This is a genomic window from Streptomyces sp. NPDC046349, assembly GCF_055587885.1.
This window is the reverse complement of record NZ_JBVJFK010000003.1, coordinates 334825-355283: the sequence shown is the minus strand read 5'-3', so window position 1 is coordinate 355283 and position 20459 is coordinate 334825. Positions and strand designations below refer to the sequence as shown.

General features: G+C 73.9%; 19 protein-coding genes. 12 read left to right on the top strand and 7 right to left on the bottom strand.

From position 1 onward, the window contains the following. Positions 1 to 211 precede the first annotated feature (211 nt). Both ACZ6JS_RS08790 and ACZ6JS_RS08785 read right to left on the bottom strand, forming a co-directional pair. On the bottom strand, positions 212 to 520 hold the full coding sequence (locus tag ACZ6JS_RS08790; RefSeq protein ID WP_469296928.1) for a YkvA family protein: 309 nt from the start codon (positions 518 to 520) through the stop codon (positions 212 to 214). A 57-nt stretch (positions 521 to 577) separates the two neighbouring features. After that, complete coding sequence (locus ACZ6JS_RS08785) at positions 578 to 1042, bottom strand: MarR family winged helix-turn-helix transcriptional regulator (RefSeq protein WP_469296926.1); 465 nt, start codon at positions 1040 to 1042, stop codon at positions 578 to 580. Positions 1043 to 1161: 119 nt separating this feature from the next. On the opposite strand from ACZ6JS_RS08785, the gene ACZ6JS_RS08780 reads away from it, so the two are divergent. The 3 genes from ACZ6JS_RS08780 (at position 1162) to ACZ6JS_RS08770 (ending at position 4607) form a co-directional block, all read left to right on the top strand. After that, on the top strand, positions 1162 to 1725 hold the full coding sequence (locus ACZ6JS_RS08780; protein ID WP_469296925.1) for a DoxX family protein: 564 nt from the start codon (positions 1162 to 1164) through the stop codon (positions 1723 to 1725). A gap of 229 nt (positions 1726 to 1954) precedes the next feature. After that, entirely contained in the window at positions 1955 to 3757 is a 1803-nt protein-coding gene (locus ACZ6JS_RS08775; protein WP_469296923.1) for a glycoside hydrolase family 15 protein, read from the top strand. Between the two features lie 4 nt (positions 3758 to 3761). Next, entirely contained in the window at positions 3762 to 4607 is an 846-nt protein-coding gene (locus ACZ6JS_RS08770) for a hypothetical protein (RefSeq protein WP_469296921.1), read from the top strand. Here ACZ6JS_RS08770 and ACZ6JS_RS08765 read toward each other — a convergent pair. Beyond that, positions 4592 to 6709: a SpoIIE family protein phosphatase gene (locus ACZ6JS_RS08765; RefSeq protein ID WP_469297162.1), complete on the bottom strand. Its 2118-nt coding sequence runs from the start codon at positions 6707 to 6709 to the stop codon at positions 4592 to 4594. The two genes, ACZ6JS_RS08770 and ACZ6JS_RS08765, sit on opposite strands and share 16 nt — an antisense overlap. 633 nt (positions 6710 to 7342) lie before the next feature. Between ACZ6JS_RS08765 and ACZ6JS_RS08760 the strand changes: the two genes are divergently transcribed. Further along, positions 7343 to 8080, top strand: a complete 738-nt coding sequence (locus ACZ6JS_RS08760) for a class I SAM-dependent methyltransferase (RefSeq protein WP_469296920.1) — start codon at positions 7343 to 7345, stop codon at positions 8078 to 8080. A gap of 51 nt (positions 8081 to 8131) precedes the next feature. Here ACZ6JS_RS08760 and ACZ6JS_RS08755 read toward each other — a convergent pair whose 3' ends face one another. Next, positions 8132 to 9040, bottom strand: coding sequence for an alpha/beta hydrolase fold domain-containing protein (locus ACZ6JS_RS08755; RefSeq protein ID WP_469296918.1), 909 nt, complete (start codon positions 9038 to 9040; stop codon positions 8132 to 8134). Between the two features lie 202 nt (positions 9041 to 9242). Here ACZ6JS_RS08755 and tdh point away from each other — a divergent pair, with 202 nt between their 5' ends. The 3 genes from tdh (at position 9243) to ACZ6JS_RS08740 (ending at position 12554) form a co-directional block, all read left to right on the top strand. After that, positions 9243 to 10271 carry an L-threonine 3-dehydrogenase gene (gene tdh / locus ACZ6JS_RS08750; protein ID WP_469296916.1) on the top strand — a complete coding sequence of 343 codons (1029 nt, stop codon included), beginning with the start codon at positions 9243 to 9245 and terminating at the stop codon, positions 10269 to 10271. Positions 10272 to 10391: 120 nt separating this feature from the next. Next, a complete protein-coding gene (locus tag ACZ6JS_RS08745) occupies positions 10392 to 11609 on the top strand; it encodes a glycine C-acetyltransferase (RefSeq protein ID WP_469296915.1) in 1218 nt (405 codons plus the stop codon). A gap of 30 nt (positions 11610 to 11639) precedes the next feature. Then, positions 11640 to 12554: a LysR family transcriptional regulator gene (locus tag ACZ6JS_RS08740; RefSeq protein WP_469296912.1), complete on the top strand. Its 915-nt coding sequence runs from the start codon at positions 11640 to 11642 to the stop codon at positions 12552 to 12554. A 358-nt stretch (positions 12555 to 12912) separates the two neighbouring features. On the opposite strand, the gene ACZ6JS_RS08735 is transcribed toward ACZ6JS_RS08740, so the two are convergent. Further along, positions 12913 to 13692: a DeoR/GlpR family DNA-binding transcription regulator gene (locus ACZ6JS_RS08735; protein WP_469296911.1), complete on the bottom strand. Its 780-nt coding sequence runs from the start codon at positions 13690 to 13692 to the stop codon at positions 12913 to 12915. 157 nt (positions 13693 to 13849) lie between these two features. On the opposite strand from ACZ6JS_RS08735, the gene ACZ6JS_RS08730 reads away from it, so the two are divergent. Genes ACZ6JS_RS08730 through ACZ6JS_RS08720 form a run of 3 tightly spaced genes read left to right on the top strand, consistent with a single transcriptional unit; the run spans position 13850 to position 16159 of the window. Further along, a complete protein-coding gene (locus tag ACZ6JS_RS08730; RefSeq protein ID WP_469296909.1) occupies positions 13850 to 14752 on the top strand; it encodes an SIS domain-containing protein in 903 nt (300 codons plus the stop codon). Beyond that, positions 14749 to 15585, top strand: a complete 837-nt coding sequence (locus ACZ6JS_RS08725; RefSeq protein ID WP_469296908.1) for a class II fructose-bisphosphate aldolase — start codon at positions 14749 to 14751, stop codon at positions 15583 to 15585. The genes ACZ6JS_RS08730 and ACZ6JS_RS08725 overlap by 4 nt, the downstream gene beginning before the upstream one ends. Positions 15586 to 15604: 19 nt before the next feature. Next, positions 15605 to 16159 carry a hypothetical protein gene (locus ACZ6JS_RS08720; RefSeq protein WP_469296906.1) on the top strand — a complete coding sequence of 185 codons (555 nt, stop codon included), beginning with the start codon at positions 15605 to 15607 and terminating at the stop codon, positions 16157 to 16159. A 20-nt stretch (positions 16160 to 16179) separates the two neighbouring features. On the opposite strand, the gene ACZ6JS_RS08715 is transcribed toward ACZ6JS_RS08720, so the two are convergent. After that, positions 16180 to 16644, bottom strand: coding sequence for a DinB family protein (locus ACZ6JS_RS08715; RefSeq protein ID WP_469296905.1), 465 nt, complete (start codon positions 16642 to 16644; stop codon positions 16180 to 16182). A 257-nt stretch (positions 16645 to 16901) separates the two neighbouring features. Between ACZ6JS_RS08715 and ACZ6JS_RS08710 the strand changes: the two genes are divergently transcribed. Both ACZ6JS_RS08710 and ACZ6JS_RS08705 read left to right on the top strand, forming a co-directional pair. Further along, positions 16902 to 18092, top strand: a complete 1191-nt coding sequence (locus ACZ6JS_RS08710) for an acyl-CoA dehydrogenase family protein (protein WP_469296903.1) — start codon at positions 16902 to 16904, stop codon at positions 18090 to 18092. Positions 18093 to 18637: 545 nt separating this feature from the next. After that, positions 18638 to 19297, top strand: a complete 660-nt coding sequence (locus ACZ6JS_RS08705) for an MSMEG_1061 family FMN-dependent PPOX-type flavoprotein (protein ID WP_469296901.1) — start codon at positions 18638 to 18640, stop codon at positions 19295 to 19297. Positions 19298 to 19400: 103 nt separating this feature from the next. Here the strand turns inward: ACZ6JS_RS08705 and ACZ6JS_RS08700 are convergent, their stop codons facing one another. After that, positions 19401 to 20306, bottom strand: coding sequence for an ADP-ribosylglycohydrolase family protein (locus ACZ6JS_RS08700; RefSeq protein ID WP_469296899.1), 906 nt, complete (start codon positions 20304 to 20306; stop codon positions 19401 to 19403). Positions 20307 to 20459: the final 153 nt, after the last annotated feature.

Below are 20459 nucleotides of genomic sequence, written 5' to 3'. Positions count from 1 at the left end.
CCCGGAGTGGGACCGCACGCGGCCTCCCCTCGATTCGTTCACGGACGTCCGTGTACTCCAGCGGGAGTTGAAGGCGCGCGGTGTATTCCTGACGGACGCCGGCGAGTCCGCGTGCGGCCCGGGCGGCTTCCCCGTCCTCGACCGGACGGCAATCGGTCCGGGTGGACCGGCACCCCCGGCCGGACGGAGCCCGCCGGTCCGCGCGGACCGGTCATACGCGGGTCCGGACGTCGACGTCGGACTCCTTCGAGGGGCGCGCGGCCGAGGCCGCCGCGTGCAGTGAGCGCAGTGCCAGCATCAGGATCCCGATGTCGTCCAGATAGACCGGGTCCGGAATCAGGTCCACGGGCGAGACGGTGTAGACGAGCGCGGCCCAGAACAGCGCCTTGTCGTGCAGCGGGATGCCCGCGTCGAGCAGCAGCCGCCTCGCCCTGAGCAGGCGTACGAACATCACGGCCGCGACCACGGCGAGCCCCGCCATGACCACCGCGCCCACGAAGAGCCAGACCGTTCCGTCCATGGCGCCCATATACCCCGATTCCGGTCGGGTGATACCCCGTACGGCGGCCGGAGCCGCTCAGGCCCCCTGCCCGCGCAGCCGGCGCCCCACCTCGCCCAGCCCGTCGGCGAGCGCGTCCAGCTGCGCCGGGGTCAGGACATCGACGAGGATCTCGCGGACCGTGGCCACGTGCCCCGGCGCGGCCTCCTCCAGCTTCGCGCTGCCGGCGTCGGTGAGCACGGCGAAGACCCCGCGCACGTCGGAGGGGCAGCTGCGGCGGCGCACGAGCCCGGCCTTCTCCAGCTGGGTCACCTGGTATGTCAGGCCGCTCTTGGAGTTGATCAGGCCGTTGGCGAGCTCGGTCATCCGCAGCTCCCGGCCGGGGGCCGCGGAGAGCCGCACGAGGATCTCGTACTGCGGGTGGGACAGCCCCGTGTCGTCCTTGAGCTGCTGGTCGAGGCGCCGGTTCACCAGCGCCGAGGCGGCCAGGAAGCCGCTCCAGGCCCGCATCTCGCGCTCGTCCAGCCATCTCGGTTCAGCCATGGCCCCACCCTACACGGGTTGTTCGAATTTGAATCACCGGCTAGGGTCCGTGGCCAGCGGTTCGAATTTGAACAACTCTCCACCTGCTCCCTGGGCCGCCCGACCGGAAGGACCCCTCGATGACCAGCCCGTCCGTCACCTCGACGAAGCCGCAGCCCGCCGCGCCGGCCGCACAGGCCCTGCCCGCCGCCCTCCCCACCCCCGGCCACGACACCGGCCTGCTGCTCCTGCGCCTCGTCCTCGGCCTGACCATGGCCGGACACGGCGCACAGAAACTCTTCGGCTGGTTCGGCGGCGGCGGCATCAGCGGAACCGGCCGGTTCTTCACCGCCAGCGGCTACCCCGCCGGCGACGCCATGGCAGTCCTCGCAGGCCTGACCGAGACCCTCGGCGGCCTCGGGCTCGCCGCCGGCCTGCTCACCCCGCTCGCCGGAGCCGCCGTCGTCGGCACCCTCCTCAACGCGATCGCCGTCCACGGCACCGGCTCCTTCTTCGCCCCCGCCGGCATCGAGTACGAACTCCTGCTGACCGCCAGTGCCGCGGCCCTCGCCCTCACCGGCCCCGGCCGCTACGCCGTCGACCGCTTCCTCCCCGCTCTGCGTGCCCACCGCCCGGCACACGGGGCGCTGGCCCTCGCCCTCGGCGTCGTCCTCGCCGTCGTCATGCTCCTCGTGCGCAACTGAGGCCCGTCCCGCGATCCCCGGCGGGCGCACGACGTCAGCTGCGGGCGCATCACCGCCTGACCCGCACGCCCGGCTACGCCCGGTACGAGGGCGCCTCCCCGCCTTGCGGTGCACCGCATCCGGCGCCGCCCGCCGATCCACCGGGAACCGCGGGACACCCTGGCGCGCGCTCGGGGGTGTCCGGGGCCCGAGCTGATTGGCCCCCGACATTCAGGGGAAGAGCGCACAAATGACACAACCCATCGAAGACTACGCACTCATCGGCGACCTCATGACCAGTGCACTGGTCGGCCGCGACGGGTCCATCGACTGGCTGTGCCTGCCGCGCTTCGACTCGGCGGCCTGCTTCGCCAGGCTCCTCGGCGACGAGGAGAACGGCCACTGGCGCATCGCCCCCCTCGGCGCCGCCGACGGCGAGCGGTGCACCCGCCGCGCCTACGTCGACGGCACCCTGGTCCTGGAGTCGTACTGGGAGACCGAGACCGGCACCGTCAAGGTCATCGACTTCATGCCGCAGCGCGACGTCGCCCCCGACGTCGTCCGCATCGTCGAAGGCATCAGCGGCACCGTCAGGATGCTCAGCACCCTGCGTCTGCGCTTCGACTACGGCCACGTCGTGCCCTGGGTGCGCCGCAGCGACGGCGACCGCGTCGCCGTCGCCGGACCCGACTCCGCCTGGTTCCGCAGCGAGCCCCCCGTCCGCACCTGGGGCGAGGCCAACAGCACCCGCTCCCAGTTCCCGGTCACCGCCGGCCGCCGCGTCGCCTTCGTCCTGACCTGGCACCCCTCGCACGAACCGCGTCCCGAACCCACCGACCCCTTCCAGGCGTTGGAAGGAAGCCTCGCCGACTGGCGCGAGTGGACCTCCCAGTGCCGCTACGACGGCCCCTACCGGGAAGCGGTCACCCGCTCGCTGATCACCCTCAAGGCCCTCACCTACGCCCCGACCGGCGGGATCGCCGCCGCCGCCACGACCTCCCTGCCCGAGGAACTCGGCGGCGTCCGCAACTGGGACTACCGCTACTGCTGGCTGCGCGACTCCACCCTCACCCTCGGCTCCCTGCTCACCACCGGATTCCTCGACGAGGCCCGCGCCTGGCGCGAGTGGCTCCTGCGCGCGGTCGCCGGCGCCCCCGAGGACCTGCAGATCATGTACGGGATCGCAGGCGAGCGGCGGATCCCCGAGAGCGAACTGCCCTGGCTGCGCGGCTACGCCTCCTCCGCCCCGGTCCGCGTCGGCAACGCCGCCGTCGACCAGTTGCAGCTCGACGTGTACGGGGAGGTCATCGACTCCCTGCACCTGGCGAGGTCCGCCGGACTGCCCGCCGAAGCCCACTCCTGGCGCATCCAGCTCGCACTCCTGGACTTCCTGGAGCAGAACTGGCACCGGCCCGACGAGGGCCTGTGGGAGGTCCGCGGACCCCGCCGCCACTTCGTGCACTCCAAGGTGATGGCCTGGGTGGCCGCGGACCGGGCCGTACGGACGCTCGAAGGCGACCCCTCGCTGCCCGGCGAGCCGGACCGCTGGCGCGCCATGCGGGACGCGGTCCACCGCGACGTCTGCGACAACGGCTTCGACCCCGAGCGCAACACCTTCACGCAGTACTACGGCTCCAGCGAACTCGACGCCGCGACCCTGCTCATCCCCAGGGTCGGATTCCTGCCCCCCGACGACCCGCGGGTCACCGGCACGGTCGACGCGGTGCGCGCCGAACTCGGCCGCAGCGGACTGGTCCGCCGCTACAGCACCGCCGATTCCGTCGACGGACTGCCCGGCGACGAAGGCGCCTTCCTCGCCTGCTCGTTCTGGCTCGCAGACGCCCTGCACCTGACCGGACGCGTGGACGAGGCCCGCGTCCTCTTCGAACGCCTGCTGGCGGTGTGCAACGACGTGGGACTGCTCGCCGAGGAGTACGACCCCGTCTCCGGGCGCCAACTAGGAAACTTCCCGCAGGCGTTCAGCCATGTCGGCCTCGTCAACACCGCGCTCACCATGGCCGGCATGGAAAAACGGACGACCGAGGCGGGCTGAAAGAGTGGACCTGCCCCCGCAGCGCGCAGAAGGCGCGGGACCGTTCACCACCCGGCTCACCTGGCAGCGCCCCCAAGGGGAGACGGTGGTGTGGGAGTCGCGGCCCGCGCGCAGACGAGGAATCCTCGCGGTCCGCAGCCCCGGCCGGACGGCCGCCATGAGCACGACCGCCGACGCCGAGGGCCTCGGCCGCCTGCGACGGCTGGGCGGCATCGCCTCGGCCGCGTTCGTCATCGGCGGAGCCCTCTTCGCCCTCGGCGCGGCCGTGTCCCAGTTCGGCTGGGGCACCACGGCCGAGAGCGCCGCGATCTACTTCGCGGGAGGACTGTTCTTCAACACCGGCGGCTACGTCTCCCTCCTCCAAGTGCTCAACGGACCCCGCCACACCCCCGAGGACGGCGGCCGGCTGGTCACGTCCGCCTGGAGGTGGTGGGGATACGAGCCCATGCGCCTGGACTGGCTGAGCACCTTCGTGCTGTTCGTCGGGACGCTCGTGTTCGGCGTCAACCTCCTGGACTCCTTCCTCCAGGGGCTCACCGTCCAGCAGGCCAACCGGCTGATCTGGACTCCCGATGTGATCGGCTGCCTGCTCTTCCTGCTCTCCGGTCACCTGGCCTTCGTCGAGATCTGCCACCGTCCCTGGCCCTGCCTGCGCCGGCGCAGCCTCGGCTGGTGGGTCGTCGCGGTGAACCAGGTCGGATCGGTGCTGTTCATGGTCTCGGCCGTGGCGGCCTTCACGCGGCCCGCCACCGGAAGCCTCGTCGACGCCGACGTCGCCAACTGGGGGACGCTGCTCGGCGCCGTGTGCTTCTCCGTCGGCGGCGTGCTCCAAGCCTACGAACGGCCCTGAGCGGGCGGCTCGGTGCCGCCCGTGAGGGACGCCAGCAGCAGGGCGATGTCGTCCGGCCGGTCGACGGCGTTGCCGATCAGCCGGTCGGCGGTCTCGGTCAGCGGAACCGGCAGCGCCGACGCCAGCGCCAGCCGCAGCCGCTCCACCCCCTCGTCGATGTCGACGCCGGGCCGCTCCACCAGCCCGTCCGTGTACAGGGCGAGCACCTCGCCCGGCGCCAGTCGCAGTTCCGTCACCGGGTAGGAGGCCTCCGGGTCGACGCCCAGCACCACCCCGCCCGCCAGGTCCAGTACCTCCGTGCGGCCGTCGGGACGGCGCAGCAGCGGCTGCGGGTGGCCGGCCCGGACGGCCAGCGCGGAGCCGGACGCCGGGTCGAGCACCACGTAGCAGCAGCTCGCGAACTGACCCGGATCGAGGTCGATGAGCAGCCGGTTGGTGCCGCGCACCACCTGATCCGGCGTGCTGCCGGCGAGCGCGAAGGCCCGTACGGCGCTGCGGAGCTGGCCCATGGTCGCGGCGGCGGCGACGCCGTGGCCCTGGACGTCGCCGATGACCAGGGCCAGCCGGCCCGATCCGGTCTCGACGACGTCGTACCAGTCACCGCCCACGTCCATGCCCGCGGAGCCCGGCAGATAGCGGCCCACGGTCTCCACGTGCTCGCGCACCGGCAGCCGGTGCGGCAGCAACGCCGCCTGGAGCCCGTGGGCGAGCGCCGCCTCGCTGTCGTAGCGCCGCGCCCGCGCCAGGGCCTGCGCGATCAGCCCGGCCAGTGCGGTCAGCACCGTACGCTCCTCCGGACTGAAGCCGCGCGGCGAGTCGAAGCCGAGGATGCACGAGCCGACCGGCCGACCGGAGGCGATCAGCGGGAGGAAGGCGCGGGCCCCGACGTCGGCGTCCAGCGGGATGCCCGGATAGGCGGCGGCGAGCCGCTGCATGGACTCGAAGAACAGCGGCCGGCCCGTGGTCAGCGTCTCCACGCCCGGCAGCCGGACATCGAGCGCGACCCCGTCGAACCGGTTCAGGAAGCCCTGCGGGAAACCGGTCTCCCAGGCCAGGTGCAGATGCCGCTGGTCGAGCAGGTAGATCGCGAGCTGGCGGCCGCCGAAGGCCGGCAGCAGCTCCTCGGTGACCACCGCCGACACCTGCCGGGCCGTGACCGCCTCGGTCAGCGCGATGGCGAGGGCCACCGGCCGGTACAGCGCGGATCCCTGGTCGGCGGGCGAACCCGGGCCGGTGGCGGGATCGCCCGCGGCCGACCCCGGCGCGTAGGCGGGCGGGTCGGCCGTACCGATCGTCAGGGTCACGCCGTCGGCCGCGGGGTAGAGGCCCACCGACAGCCACTCGTCCGGCGGATGCCGCCCGCGGCGGGCGGAGAAGTGCACAGGCTCCGACGACATGAAGACGGCGCGGAAGTGGTCGTCGTACGCGGGTTGCCCGAGCCACGGCAGCGCCTCCCACAGCAGCCGACCGTGCAGGTGACCGGTGCCGGCGCCGAGCAGGCGCTCCGCCGCGGAGTTGACGAAGCCGATCCGGCCCTGCCGGTCCAGGGAGAGCACCGCCTGCGCGAGCCGGTCCACGGCGCCGCGGGCGCCCGCGGCCCCCGCCTCCGGCGCGGGGCCCGGCACGCAGACCGGGTCACTCTCCCACACCACCGGCTCCCCGGCCGCGGACAGCGCGGAGAGCTCGCGCGCCAGCTCCTCGGCGGCCTGACGCAGCCGTTTGCGGTCCCCGGCCCCGACCGGGACACCGGGGGTGGCCGGGCGCAGCACCACCAGCACGCCGAACCGCTCCGGCCCGGACGTCACCGGCTCGTACAGCGAGGCGAACGGGAAGGGCAGGCCGGCGACGAACTGGGGGAAGCGGCTCATGGCCGACTCCGCGTCGGCCAGCAGCACGGCCTGCCCCGAGCGGTAGGCCTCGGCGACCGGATAGGGGCGGTTGACCTGCATCCGCCACCACGGGCGGAACAGCGGCAACGGCAGCCCGGTGAACAGGGCCAGCAGCAGCAGCTCGTCGGAGCGCGAGCGCAGGTAGACCCCGCCCGCGTACCCGCCCACGGCCTCCACCGCGCTCACGACGGCCCTCGCGAGCACCTGGACCATGGCGTCGGTGGCGGCGCCGAGGCTGTCCGCTCTCGCCATCACACAGTCAGCATGCGCCATCGGCCACAGCATCGGCATCCCGGCGCCGCGCCCTCATCAGGGGCCGCCGCCGCGCCCTCATCCGGGACCGCGCCGCCCGGTGCACGCCGCCCTGCCCCGTGGCGCGCCCGCCCCGTGACGCGCCACCCGGGACTGCGCCGCGCCGTGTGCCGCCCGCCTCGTGGCGTGCCGCCGCCTGCACTGCGGCCGAGCCGATCAGCGGGGGCAGTTCTCCCGCCTGTCTGCTCGTCCTGCGCGAGAGCGACCTCGTGGGGCTGCCGGCCCGCCCGGGCCGCTCCGCTCGCCCGCCGCGCCGGGACGGGAGACCTACGAGATCCCGCTCGACCTGCCCGCGCTGCCTCGGCATGGCCTGGCACCCGCGGCACGACGCGGGCCCGGCGCACGCCTGGCCGGGCGGCCCGCGCCCGGGAACCGATGACCACGGGGCCGGGGGCCGCCGCCGCGATAGGCCGACCGCTTCCCCCGTCCGGGGGACGTATGGGGGAGCACGGCTGCGCGGACGGCCACCCGCACGCGCCGCGGGGCACGATACGCACGCGTCCCACCCCCCGGCAGGCCCCCGGAAGGCAGAGCATGCGGTTCCAGTACGACACCATCGGCGAGCGCTACGCGGAGTCCAAGAGCACGGCGGCCTTCTCCGCGGCCGACACCTACACCCTGCACGGGGCCCTCGACGCGCTCGGCGGACTGCGCGGCCTCGACGCCCTCGACCTGGCCTGCGGCTACGGCTACAACACCCGGCTGCTGGCCCGAGGCGGGGCACGGCGGACCGTCGGCGTCGACGTCTCCGAGGAGATGATCCGGACGGCCCGCGAACACGAGGCGACGAAAGGCCGGCCCGACGTCGAGTACCTCGTCGCCGACGCCGCCGGCCTGCCCGACCTCGGCCCTTTCGACCTCGCCACGGCCGCGTACGTCTTCAGCTACGCGCCCGACCGGCGGACCCTCCACGCGATGTTCCGGTCCGTGCGCGCCAACCTGCGCGCCGGCGGCCGGCTGCTCGCCATCGTGCCCAACGCCGGGGCGTTCCCGCGGGTGGACTGGTCACCGTACGGGGTCCGCATCCTCGACCGGGTCCGGGACGGCGACGCGCCGCTGCTGAAGGCGCACTTGCTGACCGAGCCGCCCGTCCCCTTCGAGTTCCGCGAATGGGCCCACTCCGACCTCGCCGAAGCGGCCGTCGAGGCGGGTTTCGTCACCGTCGGCTGGCAGCCGAACCGGACCCCGCCCGCCGACCCGGTACGCGACGAGGCCTACTGGACGGCGTACCGCGCCTGGCCGATCAGCTCCCTGATGACCTGTACGGCGTAGGGGGTGGGGTCCGGCCGGCCGGGCCGGGCCCGCGCCGCCCGGCCCGGGGCGTCACCGGTCCGCCGCGGACCTGACGAGCTCGACGATCCGGTCGCGCGCCGCCCGCCCTTCCGGCACCGGCAGCAGCGGGTACGCGTGCGGCATCCCCGCCGCCTCGTGGAACTCCACCTCCGTGCCCTCCGCGCGCGCCCGGCGCACCAGCTCCCGGCTGTCCGTCGACAGCACGTCCCGCGTGCCGCTGAACACCGTCAGCGGAGCCAGCCCCGCGAACGTCCCGTGCAGCGGGCTCACCAGGGGATCCTCGGCGGCCAGCGTCCCGGCGTACAGCCGCCCGGCCTCGAGCAGCCCCGCACGGGCCAGCAGCGGGTCGGCCTCCTCGATCGCCTCCTGGTCCGGATGGCTCATCGTCACGTCCAGCCAGGGGGAGACCAGCACGATACGCGAAGGCTGCTCGCCGTCGCGGTCGCGCAGGCGCTGTGCGGCCGCCAGCGCCAGCCCCGCCCCGGCCGAGTCGCCGATGAGCACCGTCCCGCCGTCGCCGCCGCCCGCGATCAGGCCGCTCAGCAGGTCGGTGGCGACCGGGACGGTCCGGTCCGCGGTACCGCGCGGAGCCAGGATGTACGCGGGGACGACGACGCGCGCCCCGGCCCGTGTCACCAGGGTCCGCACCAGCTCCCAGTGCGGGCGCTCCAGCTCGCCCACGTAACCGCCGCCGTGCACGTACAGCACCTGCGCCGACGGTTCGGCCCCCAGCGGGGACACGTCGTACACCGGCCAGGCGCCGACGAACGTCCGGGAGATGTCCGCGACCCGGCCGAGCCGCCGCGGCGGCAGATGCGACGCGGGTCGGCGGGCTGCCGATGCCACCCGCTCGCGCACCGCCTCGGCGCTCGCGAACCGTCTTCGCCGCCCCGCCACGACCAGCGCCACCGAAAGCGCCCTGCTGCGCAGACTCGGCACGCCCCTCACCTCCCCTTTTCCCTGCCCCGTCAAGGGAGGAGCATAGGCGTGAAGACCCGCTCGTGAAGCTCCGCTGTCGGCCCGCTTAAGAAACTCTCGATGGACTGATCACCACGGAGATCGGCAGATTGGTGCCCGTCACCGACGCCGTTCGAGCCCCGCACGCTCGCGGCGCCCCCCTTCCGCATGCCTGGAGCCACCCATGAAGGCACTCGTCAAGCACAAAGCCGAGCCCGGCCTGTGGCTCATGGACGTTCCGGAGCCCGAGTACGGCCCCGGCGACGTGCTGATCAAGGTGCTGCGCACCGGCATCTGCGGAACCGACCTGCACATCCGCTCGTGGGACGGCTGGGCGCAGGGCGCCGTCAGGACCCCGCTCGTCCTCGGTCACGAGTTCGTCGGCGAGGTCGCGGCGGTGGGCGCGGACGTGGCCGACATCGAACCGGGCGCGCTGGTCAGCGGTGAGGGCCACCTGGTGTGCGGCAAGTGCCGCAACTGTCTCGCCGGCCGCCGCCACCTGTGCCGCAGCACGATCGGCCTCGGCGTGGGCCGCGACGGCGCCTTCGCCGAGTACGTGGTCCTCCCCGCGCAGAACGTGTGGGTGCACCGCACGGCCGTGGACCTGGACGTCGCCGCGATCTTCGACCCCTTCGGCAACGCCGTGCACACCGCGCTGTCCTTCCCGCTCGTCGGCGAGGACGTGCTGATCACCGGTGCCGGCCCGATCGGCATCATGGCGGCGGCCGTGGCCAAGCACGCCGGCGCGCGCAACGTCGTCATCACCGACGTCAGCCCCGAGCGGCTGGAGATCGCCCGCAAGGCGGGCGCCACGCTCGCCGTGAACGTGGCCGAGTCCTCGATCGCCGAGGCCCAGACCCGGCTCGGCCTGCGCGAGGGCTTCGACATCGGCCTGGAGATGTCCGGGCGCGCCGAGGCGATGCGCGACATGATCGACAACATGACGCACGGCGGCCGGATCGCCATGCTGGGCCTGCCCGCGACGGAGTTCCCCGTCGACTGGGCGAAGGTGGTCACCTCGATGATCACGATCAAGGGCATCTACGGCCGTGAGATGTTCGAGACCTGGTACGCGATGACGGTGCTGCTGGAGGGCGGGCTCGACCTCAGCCCGGTCATCACCGGCCGCTACTCGCACCGCGACTTCGAGGCCGCCTTCGACGAGGCGTCGACCGCCCGCAGCGGCAAGATCATCCTGGACTGGACGGCGTAGGAGCGGCCCGTCCGCCGAACGCCCCTGTCGCCCCACCGAACCATCTCCCTCCGGCCGGCCCCCGCACATCCTCCCCCTCCGCGGGGCCCGGCCCCCGGGCCGTACAAGGAGAAACGCAGCATGTTCGAGACCGTCCGCGACGACCTCCGCACCACCCTCGACGAGATCCGCTCCGCCGGCCTGCACAAGCCCGAGCGCGTCATCGGCACCCCGCAGAGCGCGGCCGTCGCCGTCACCTCGGGCGGCGTCGGCAGCGCTGCCGGCGAAGTGCTCAACTTCTGCGCCAACAACTACCTGGGGCTGGCCGACCACCCCGAGGTCGTCGCCGCCGCGAAGGACGCGCTGGACCGCTGGGGCTACGGCATGGCCTCCGTCCGCTTCATCTGCGGCACCCAGGAGGTGCACAAGGAGCTCGAGGCGCGCCTCTCGGCCTTCCTCGGCCAGGAGGACACCATCCTCTACTCCTCCTGCTTCGACGCCAACGGCGGCGTGTTCGAGACCCTCCTCGGCGCCGAGGACGCGGTCATCTCCGACGCCCTCAACCACGCCTCCATCATCGACGGCATCCGCCTCTCCAAGGCCCGCCGCTTCCGCTACGCCAACCGCGACATGGCCGAGCTGGAGGCGCGGTTGAAGGAGGCCACCGAGGGCGGCGCGCGGCGCAAGCTGATCGTTACCGACGGCGTCTTCTCCATGGACGGATACGTCGCCCCGCTCCAGGAGATCTGCGACCTGGCCGAGCGCTACGACGCCATGGTCATGGTCGACGACTCCCACGCTGTCGGCTTCGTCGGCCCCGGCGGCCGCGGCACCCCCGAGCTGCACGGCGTCATGGACCGCGTCGACATCATCACCGGAACCCTCGGCAAGGCCCTCGGCGGCGCCTCCGGAGGCTACGTCGCCGCGCGCGCCGAGATCGTCGAGCTGCTGCGCCAGCGCTCGCGCCCGTACCTCTTCTCCAACTCCCTCGCCCCGGTCATCGCGGCGGCCTCCCTCAAGGTCCTCGACCTGCTGGAGTCGGCCGGCGACCTGCGCGAGCGCCTCACCGCGAACACCGCGCTCTTCCGCACCAGGATGACCGAGGCCGGCTTCGAGATCCTGCCCGGCGACCACGCCATCGCCCCCGTCATGATCGGTGACGCGGCGGAGGCCGGCCGGATGGCCGAGCTGCTCCTGGAGCGCGGGGTCTACGTGATCGGCTTCTCCTACCCCGTGGTGCCGATGGGCGCGGCCCGCATCCGCGTCCAGCTCTCGGCCGCCCACTCCACGGCCGACGTGGAGCGCGCAGTGGCCGCGTTCGTCGACGCCCGTGCGGCGCTGGCGACCACCGGGGCCTGAGTGACCTCCGCATCCTGAGACAATGGTGGGGTGATCGACCCCCGCCGGCTGCGCATCCTGCGGGCCGTGGCGGACCACCGTACGGTGACCGCCGCGGCCGCAGCCCTGTACCTCACCCCCTCCGCCGTCTCCCAGCAGCTCGCCGCGCTGGAACAGGAGACGGGCCACGCGCTGCTCACCCGCAGCGGCCGGGGCGTACGCCTGACCGCGGCGGGGGAGATCCTGCTCGGCCACGCCCACGAGGTGCTGGCGCAACTGGAGCGGGCGGAGGCCGAACTCGCGGCGTACGCGGGCGGCGCGGCCGGCGAGGTCACCGTGGCCGCCTTCGCGACGGGCATCGCGGAGGTGCTCGCCCCGGCGATCGCCCGGCTCGCGCTGGAGCGGCCGGGGATCAGGCTGCGGGTGCGCGACGCGGAGGGCGACCAGAGCCTGCCGCTGCTGCTGGACGGCGAGGCGGACCTCGCGCTCGCGGTGGAGTACCGGGGCGCGCCGGGCGCCGACGACGGCCGGCTCTCCGTCCTCCCGCTGTACGCGGAACCCTTCGACGCGGTGCTGCCCTCGGGCCACCCGCTGGCCGACCTGCCGTCGGTGTCGCTCGCGGACCTGTCCGACTCGGACTGGGTGGGCCAGTACCCCGGCAACCCGTGCCACGACGTGACCCTGCTCGCCTGTGAACTGGCCGGCTTCCAGCCGCGGTTCGCGCACTCGTCCGACGACTTCCGCGCCGTGACGGCGCTCGTCGGAGCCGGGGCCGGGGTGGCTCTCGTACCGCGCTCGGCACTGCGGGGCATGGACCTCAAGGAGGTGCAGGTACGCCCGGTCGCCGGACCGGCCGCCACCCGCCGGGTCTTCGCCGCCACCCGCCGCGGGGCCGAGACCCACCCGCTGATCGCCCCCGTCCTGGCGGCCCTGGTGCGCGAATCGGAGCGCCTGCCGGCCCACTGAGGGGGCCTGTGGCAGGGCGAAGGGTCGCCACGCGCCTTTCCGGGTGAGCTCCGTCGCGCGCTCCGTGAAGGGCGCCCCCGCCGTCGAAGACTGTGCCCCGCGCCGTACGAGCCCACCCCGACCGGCGGCCCGGCGCGTCCGTGAACGCCCCCGACCGGCCGGGCCGACGTCACGGTGCCGCACGCCACGTCCGCCCGGTCGGTGCGGGGCGAGGGCCACGCCGTCGGCGAACTCGTCGCCGGCCGCGCGATGCCGCGTAAGGGGCGGGGGAGCGGGCGGCGGGGCGGGGTGGCCTTGCCGTCGGCCGCCGACCGCACGTCGCCCGCTGCTCACACCGCTCAGCCGGCTCTCCCCGCTCTCACACCGTGACCACGTCGACCCCCGCCGCTGTGAAGGCACCGGCCACCGCAGGGGCCAGGCCCGTGTCCGTCACGAGGACGTCCACGGCCGAGGTCGCGCAGATGCGGGCGAAGGCGCGGACGCCCAGTTTGCTGGAGTCCGCCGCGACCACCACCCGGCGGGCGCGTTCGCACAGGAGGCGGTTGACGGAGGCCTCGTCCTCGTGCCGGGTCGCGGCACCGTCCTGGGGGTCGAAGCCGTCCACGCCGAGGACCGCCGTGTCCACCGCGAGCTGCCCGAGGACCTGCTCGGCCAGCGGGCCCGTCAGTTCATACGACTGCGGGCGCGCCACGCCGCCCGTCAGCACGATCTTGAACTGCGGCCGGATCACCAGCTCGCCCGCGATGTTGAGGGCGTTGGTGACCACGGTGAGCGCGGGCGAGCCCTGGGCCAGGTCCGGCCGCCCGGCCAGGGCCCGGGCCACCTCCGTGGTCGTGGTGCCGCCCGTCAGGCCGATCACCTCGCCCGGGGCGACCAGCGCCGCGACGGCCTCGCTGATGCGGCTCTTCTCGGCGGCGCGCCGCGATGTGCGGTAGCGCAGCGGGAGTTCGTAACTGACCCCGTGCAGCACCGCCCCGCCGCGCGTGCGGACCAGCAGCTGCTGCTCGGCGAGCTGGTCGAGGTCGCGGCGGATGGTCGCGGCCGACACCCCGAGGGTCTCGGCCGCCGGCTCCACCTCCAGCTCGCCCCGCTCCACCAGCAGGTCCAGCAGTCTCTGCCAGCGCTCCTTGCGGGTCATCGGCCGTCCCCTCCCGTGCTCGTCCCGTGGCCTCCGTCGGGCTACCCGGCGACACTAACCCAGCAGAACACCCCGTGGTTGCTTGAAGTTGCGTGAAACCGCCCGCTACCTTGCAGGAAAACGCATTCAGACCCGTCTGTCGCACGAGGGAGCCTGTATGAGTCACATCGCGTACGAGTTGGGCACGCAGCCCGCATGCTGGGAGCGGGCAGCCGAACTGGCCCCGGCCCGGCGGGCGGTGCTGCCACAGCCGGGGGAGCGTACCGCGATCGTCGGCTGCGGCACCTCGTACTACATGGCCCACGCTGCCGCCGTACTGCGCGAGGAGGCGGGACAGGGCGAGACCGACGCCTTCCCCGCCTCGGAGTTCCCGCGCCACCGCCGCTACGACCGGGTCGTCGCGCTCACCCGCTCCGGCACCACCACCGAGGTGCTGGACCTGCTCGCCGCACTGCGCGACGCGGGCGTGCCCACGACCGCCGTCATCGGCGACCCGGCGACCCCCGTGATGTCGGTGGCGGACGAGCTCGTCGTCCTCGACTTCGCCGACGAACAGTCCGTCGTGCAGACCCGCTTCGCGACCACCGCCCTGACCCTGCTGCGCGCCCACGTCGGCCTGCACCGCCCCGCGGCCGTCGCCGACGCCCGCACCGCCCTCGACGAACCGCTCCCCGAGGAGCTCGACAGCCGCGGCCAGTTCACCTTCCTCGGCCGCGGCTGGAGCGTCGGACTCGCCCACGAGGCGGCCCTGAAGATGCGTGAGGCCTCGCTGGCCTGGGCCGAGTCCTACCCCGCGATGGAGTACCGGCACGGGCCGGTCAGTATCTCCGGACCCGGCACCGTCACCTGGTCGCTCGACGAGGCCCCCGAGGGGCTCGTCGAACAGGTCCGCCGCACCGGCGGCCAATGGGTGGCCGGGCGGCTCGACCCGCTCGCCGAACTCGTCCGCGTGCACCGCCTCGCCCTGGCCGTCGCCGCCCGGCGCGGGCTGGACCCCGACGCGCCGCGCAACCTGACCCGCTCGGTGATCCTCACCACCGGCGAGGAGGCGGTCCGATGACCCTCGTCTGCGCGGGCGCGCTCGTCAGGGAGGCGGCCGGCGCGGGCCGCGCCGTCGCCGCCTTCAACATCATCACGCTGGAGCACGCCGAAGCCGTCGTCGCCGGCGCCGAGGCGGCCGGGCTGCCGGTCATCCTGCAACTGAGCGAGAACGCCGTGAAGTTCCGCGACGGGCGGCTGCTGCCGATCTCCCGGGCCGCCGCCGCCTGCGCGGAGGCCGCCGCGGTCCCGGTCGGCCTGCACCTCGACCACGTCAAGAGCCCCGAGCTGCTGCGGCAGGCGTGCGACGCGGGCTACAGCTCGGTGATGTACGACGCGGCGCAGCTCCCGTATGCCGAGAACCTGGAGGCCACCCGCTCGGCCGCCGACTGGGCGCACGCCAACGGGCTGTGGATCGAGGCCGAACTCGGCGAGGTCGGCGGCAAGAACGGCGCCGCACCGCTGGACCCGCACGCCCCCGGTGCCCGTACGGACCCCGACGAGGCGCGGCGGTTCGTCGCCGACTCCGGGGTCGACGCACTGGCCGTCGCCATCGGCAGCAGCCATGCGATGACCAGCCGGACCGCCGCCCTCGACCACGCCCTGCTGGCCAGGCTGGCCAAGACGGTGGAGGTGCCGCTCGTCCTGCACGGCTCGTCCGGGCTGCCGGACACCGAGCTCGCGGCGGCCGTCGCCGGAGGGATCCGCAAGGTCAACATCGGCACCGCGCTGAACCTGGCCATGACCGAGGCCATCCGCACCCACCTGACCCCGGCGGACCCCCGGCCGTACCTGACGGCGGCCCGTGCGGCGATGACGGCCACGGCCACGGCTATGATCGGCGCCCTGTACTGAAGGGCACCGGGGGGCGGCCGTGGACGCACAGCGCGGACAGCGGGAACAGCGGGGACGCATCGACCGCAGGCGCTTCCTGCTGATCGCCGGGATACCGCTGCTGACCGTGGCCGCGGGCACGGCCTACGCCGTCCGGCCCGGCCCGGGCCGGCCGGGGCCCCGGGTGCGCACCGACCTGGCCCCCCTGAACGCCCGCTTCGGGCCGTACATGGGGACGCTCGGCGAGGCGCACTGGCTCGGCTACGACATCGACGAGAAGCCCGGTTCCCCCGAGAGCCGGACCATCCCGGGCCCCGACTCGCGTATCCGGCTGGTCGGGGTCGGCCGCCTCGCGGCCGGCGGGGCGGCGGCGGTCACGGGCAAGGCGGAGTACGCCTTCACGTCCGCGGCCGCGCCGTCCGCGCTGCCCGCCGAACTGGCCCCGTACGCGCCGGCCGGTGCGGCCTGGCAGCACAGCCGGAAGTTCGACGCGTACGCCAACCACGACGGGGCGCAGGGGAACCCGTCGGGGGAGTACCTCTTCGACACGGCCCGGGACCTCGTCCGCTTCGACCTCCTGTATCTCCACACCTGACGGGCGGACGCCGGGGGAGGTCAGATACCCACGGCCCCGTCGATCCGCTCGCGGAGCAGATCGGCGTGGCCGTTGTGCCGGGCGTACTCCTCGACCATGTGGATCAGGACCCAGCGCAGGGACACCCGGCCGCGCCACGCGTCGTCGGCCTCGACGTCGAGGTCGGGCGCCTCGGCGACGAAGCGCTCGGCGAAGGCCACCTCGTCGCGCCAGGCCTCCCAGGCCTCCTCGACGGCGGCGGGATCGTCAGGCAGGGCACCGTCGAAGTCGCCGTCGGGATCGTCCTGCGAGGAGAAGCGGGGGGCGGCGTCCTGACCGGCCAGGACCTTCCGGAACCAGCGGCGCTCCACGTCCGCCATGTGCCGGACCAGCCCGAGCAGGGACAGTGTGGACGGTTCCACCGACCGCCGCGCCAACTCGTTGCCCAACCCGGCGCACTTCAGCTCGAGGGTCGTCCGGTGGTCCGCCAGGAAGGCGGCCGGCATGGGCCGTTCCCCTCCGGTCGCGGGTCCCCCGAAGCGGTGCTCGCGCTCGGGGGCGACGAAGAATTCCGCTCTGCTCCGTGGAATCGTCGTGGGCGAGAGTATGACCGCCGGCGGTGCACGGCCGTTACGCGGGTCCTTCCGAATTCTTGCAACAGGTTCTAATCTGACCGCCGCCATCACGCCATCACGCCATCACGCCATCACGCCGTCACGCCATTGCGGCTAATCGGCTGGACCGCGAGACTCCCGGAGGGGCCGTGCACCTCGAATACACGCCTGAGCAGCAGCAGTTGCGCACCGAGCTGCGCGCCTACTTCGCCGAGCTGGTCCCCGAGGACGTCTACGCCCGCTACCAGGACCCGGCCGCCCAGAAGCGGTTCTACCGGGAGACCATCCGCAGGCTCGGTGCAGACGGCTGGCTCGGCGTCGGCTGGCCGAAGGAGTACGGCGGCCGCGGGATGACCCCGATGGACCAGTTCATCTTCTTCGACGAGGCCGCGCAGGCCGTCGTCCCGCTTCCCCTGATGGCGCTCAACACGGTCGGGCCGACCATCATGCAGTTCGGCACCGACGAGCAGAAGGCCTACTTCCTGCCCAGGATCCTCGCCGGGGAGATCGACTTCGCCATCGGCTACAGCGAGCCCGACGCCGGCACCGACCTCGCCGCCCTCAAGTGCAAGGCCGTGCGCGAGGGCGACGAGGAGACCGGCACCTACGTCGTCAACGGGCAGAAGATCTGGACGACCAACGGCGACACCGCCGACTGGGTCTGGCTCGCCGTGCGCACCGACCCGGACGCCCCCGCCCACAAGGGCATCACCATGCTCCTCGTCCCGACCTCGGACCCCGGCTACTCCTGCACCCTCATCAAGACCCTGGCCTCCCACGACACCACGGCCAGCTACTACGAGGGCATCCGCGTCCCCGCCGCCCGCCGCGTGGGCCGGGAGAACAAGGGCTGGCGCCTGATCACCAACCAGCTCAACCACGAGCGCGTCACCCTGGCCGCCCACGGCACGATGGCCATCCGTGCCCTCCACGACGTCCAGCGCTGGGCCGCGTCGACGAAACTCGCCGACGGGCGCCGCGTCATCGACCTGTCCTGGGTGCGCGGACGGCTCGCCCGCACCCACGCCCGCCTCGACGCGATGAAGCTGCTCAACTGGCAGATGGTGAACGCGGTCGAGTCCGGCACCTTGACCCCGCAGGACGCCTCCGCGGTCAAGGTGTACGGCTCGGAGGCGCGCCGCGACGCGTACGCCTGGCTGATGGAGATCGTCGGCGCGGCGGGCCCCCTCAAGGACGGCTCGGCCGGAGCGGTCCTCCACGGCGAGCTCGAACGCGGCTACCGCAGCGCGGTCATCTTCACCTTCGGCGGCGGCAACAACGAGATCCAGCGCGAGATCATCTCCTGGATAGGCCTGGGCATGCCCCGAGTCCGCCGCTGAGTGTCGTATGACGGGGGCCGAGCGCGCCGCCGAGCGGAGTCGCCGGCGGCGTGCGGCGGCCTCGTGGATGCTCCGTCGCGCCTGTCCACCAGGTAAGGGCCGCTGCGGCCCGCACGCCGGCAGGTCACCGGCCGCGCCGCTGTGGGACCCCGCCTGAGCGCGCTCTGCGCCGACGAACCCGACAGCGGGAAGCCGCCCCCGAAGCCCTGCGCTCCGCCCGACGGATCGTCGACGACGCCGCACCCGTCGCGCAGCACGGCGCCCTCGCCGACGCCGGGTTTCCTCCACGGGCGCCGTACCGCTCGGAGAGGCGATCCGCGGCGAGGCCCCCGGCCGCCCCCACGGCCGGGACCTCACCACCTGCGCCCGCGTCGGCCCGCCCCGGCAGGCCTGGCCCCGAGCCGGCCGGCGTTCCGGCGCGCCGCTGCGGGGGACCGGAGCAAACCCCGACCACCTGTCCCTGTCCCGACCCGCTGTCGTGGCCCAGCATTCGACGGCAGGGCCGACCGAGATCCGCCGCCGGCCGGCCCCTTAGGGTCGGGCGCATGACGCCATCTCTCGCCGGCAGCGCCTTCGACTCGCTCCGCCTCGACGCGGTGCCCGATCAGGACGCGTTGCGCCGGGTCTACGCATTGCCCCAGGAAACGGCCCTGCGCAAGCAGATGACCGAACTCACCGACCAGACACGCACGTTGATCGGCTGCTCCTCGCTGGTCCTGGTCGCCAGCGCGGACGCCGACGGCAACTGCGACGTCTCCCCGCGCGGCGGCCCCGCCGGGTTCGTCGCCGTCCTGGACGCGCGGACGGTGGCGATACCGGACGCCACCGGCAACAAGCGCCTGGACACCCTGCGCAACGTCGTCGCCACCGGACGGGCCGGCCTGCTGTTCGTCGTCCCGGGGCGCACGACGACGCTCAGGGTGAACGGCCGGGCCTGCGTCTCCACCAGCCCGGAGCTGCTCTCGCAGCTGACCGCCGTGGGCAAGCCGCCGGCCAGCGCGCTGGTGGTGGGGATCGAGGAGGTCTACCCGCACTGCCCCAAGTCGCTCCTGCGCGGCGGGGCCTGGAAGCCGGAGCAGTGGCTGCCGGCGGACGCCCAGCCGACCTCGGCCGAGGTGACGCTGGCCCAGCTGCGGATGCCGGAGCTGACGCTCGCCGCCGTCGAGCAGGCGGAGGCGGACTCGCTGAAGTACCGCTACGAGTAACGGCCGGCCGGCGGGCACCGACCGCCGGCCCCCGCGCGATCAAGCACGGTGCGGGCGACGACCGCGGAAGGTGTACGCCGGCCGCGCCCCCTCGGCGCGGGTCTCAGCCGAGCGGCGGCAGTGGTTCGCGGGACGCGTGCCAGACGGGCGGGAGCCCGGCGACGCCCGTGCGGGCGGCGATCACGCCGCCCGCGATGGCGCAGGTGGTGTCGATGTCACCGCGCCCCGCGACGGTGGACCACAGGCCCTCGTGCAGGTCGTCGAGATGGCCCGCCGCACACCAGAGCGCGTAGGGGACGGTGTCGGGACCGGACATCCGGTAGCCGGAGCCCAGGACCTCCGCGGCGTGCCGGACCGAGGTGCGTGCCGACATCCGGGCCGCTACCCGCACCCCTGACCGGACGTCGCTGTCGGGCAGTCGTGCGGCGACCGCCCGGAGGAAGCCCGGGCGGTCCGGCGCGGGGCCGCCACGGCTGCGCGTCGCGAGGGCGGCGGCGACTGCCACCGCCACCGCGCCGGCCACCGCCTCCGGGTGGTGGTGCGAGACCACGCTCTGCTCGGCGGCCCGTTCGGCGACGGCGTCGAGGTCGGCGGCGTGCCAGGCGCCGAGCGGGGCCACGCGCATCGCCGCGCCGTTGCCCCAGGATCCCTGGCCCTCGAACTGCCCGGCCACCACCTCCCGCCAGGGCTCGCCCGCGCCGATCCGGCGGAGCACGTCGTGCATCGAGGCGCCGTAGCCGCGGTGGGTGTCGTCGGCGTAGGCCTCGGCGAGGCGGCGGGCGAAGCGGTCCTGGTCGATCGTGCCGCCGCCCTCGACGAGTTCCCGGACGAGGACGACCGCCTGGGCGGTGTCGTCGCTCCACTGCCACGTCGGCTCCGGGGGCGCGATCCGTGCCTCCAGGGCCGCCGGGCCCTCGCGGCGCAGGATGCCGAACCAGCGGTCGCCGAAGGCATCGCCGAAGGCGAGGCCCGACAGGGAGTCGAGGGCGGCGGCAGGGAGATCGATCATCGAAGCAGTATCACCAAGCCACGGCGCCCCGGCATTCCGATTATGCGGACCGGTACAGGTCCCGGGCCTCCGGACACGGCCGGAAGCCGGCCGCCGCGCAGGCGGAGCAGGCGCCCGCGCCGGAGCTCGAGGTGAAGCCGACCTTGTTCGACG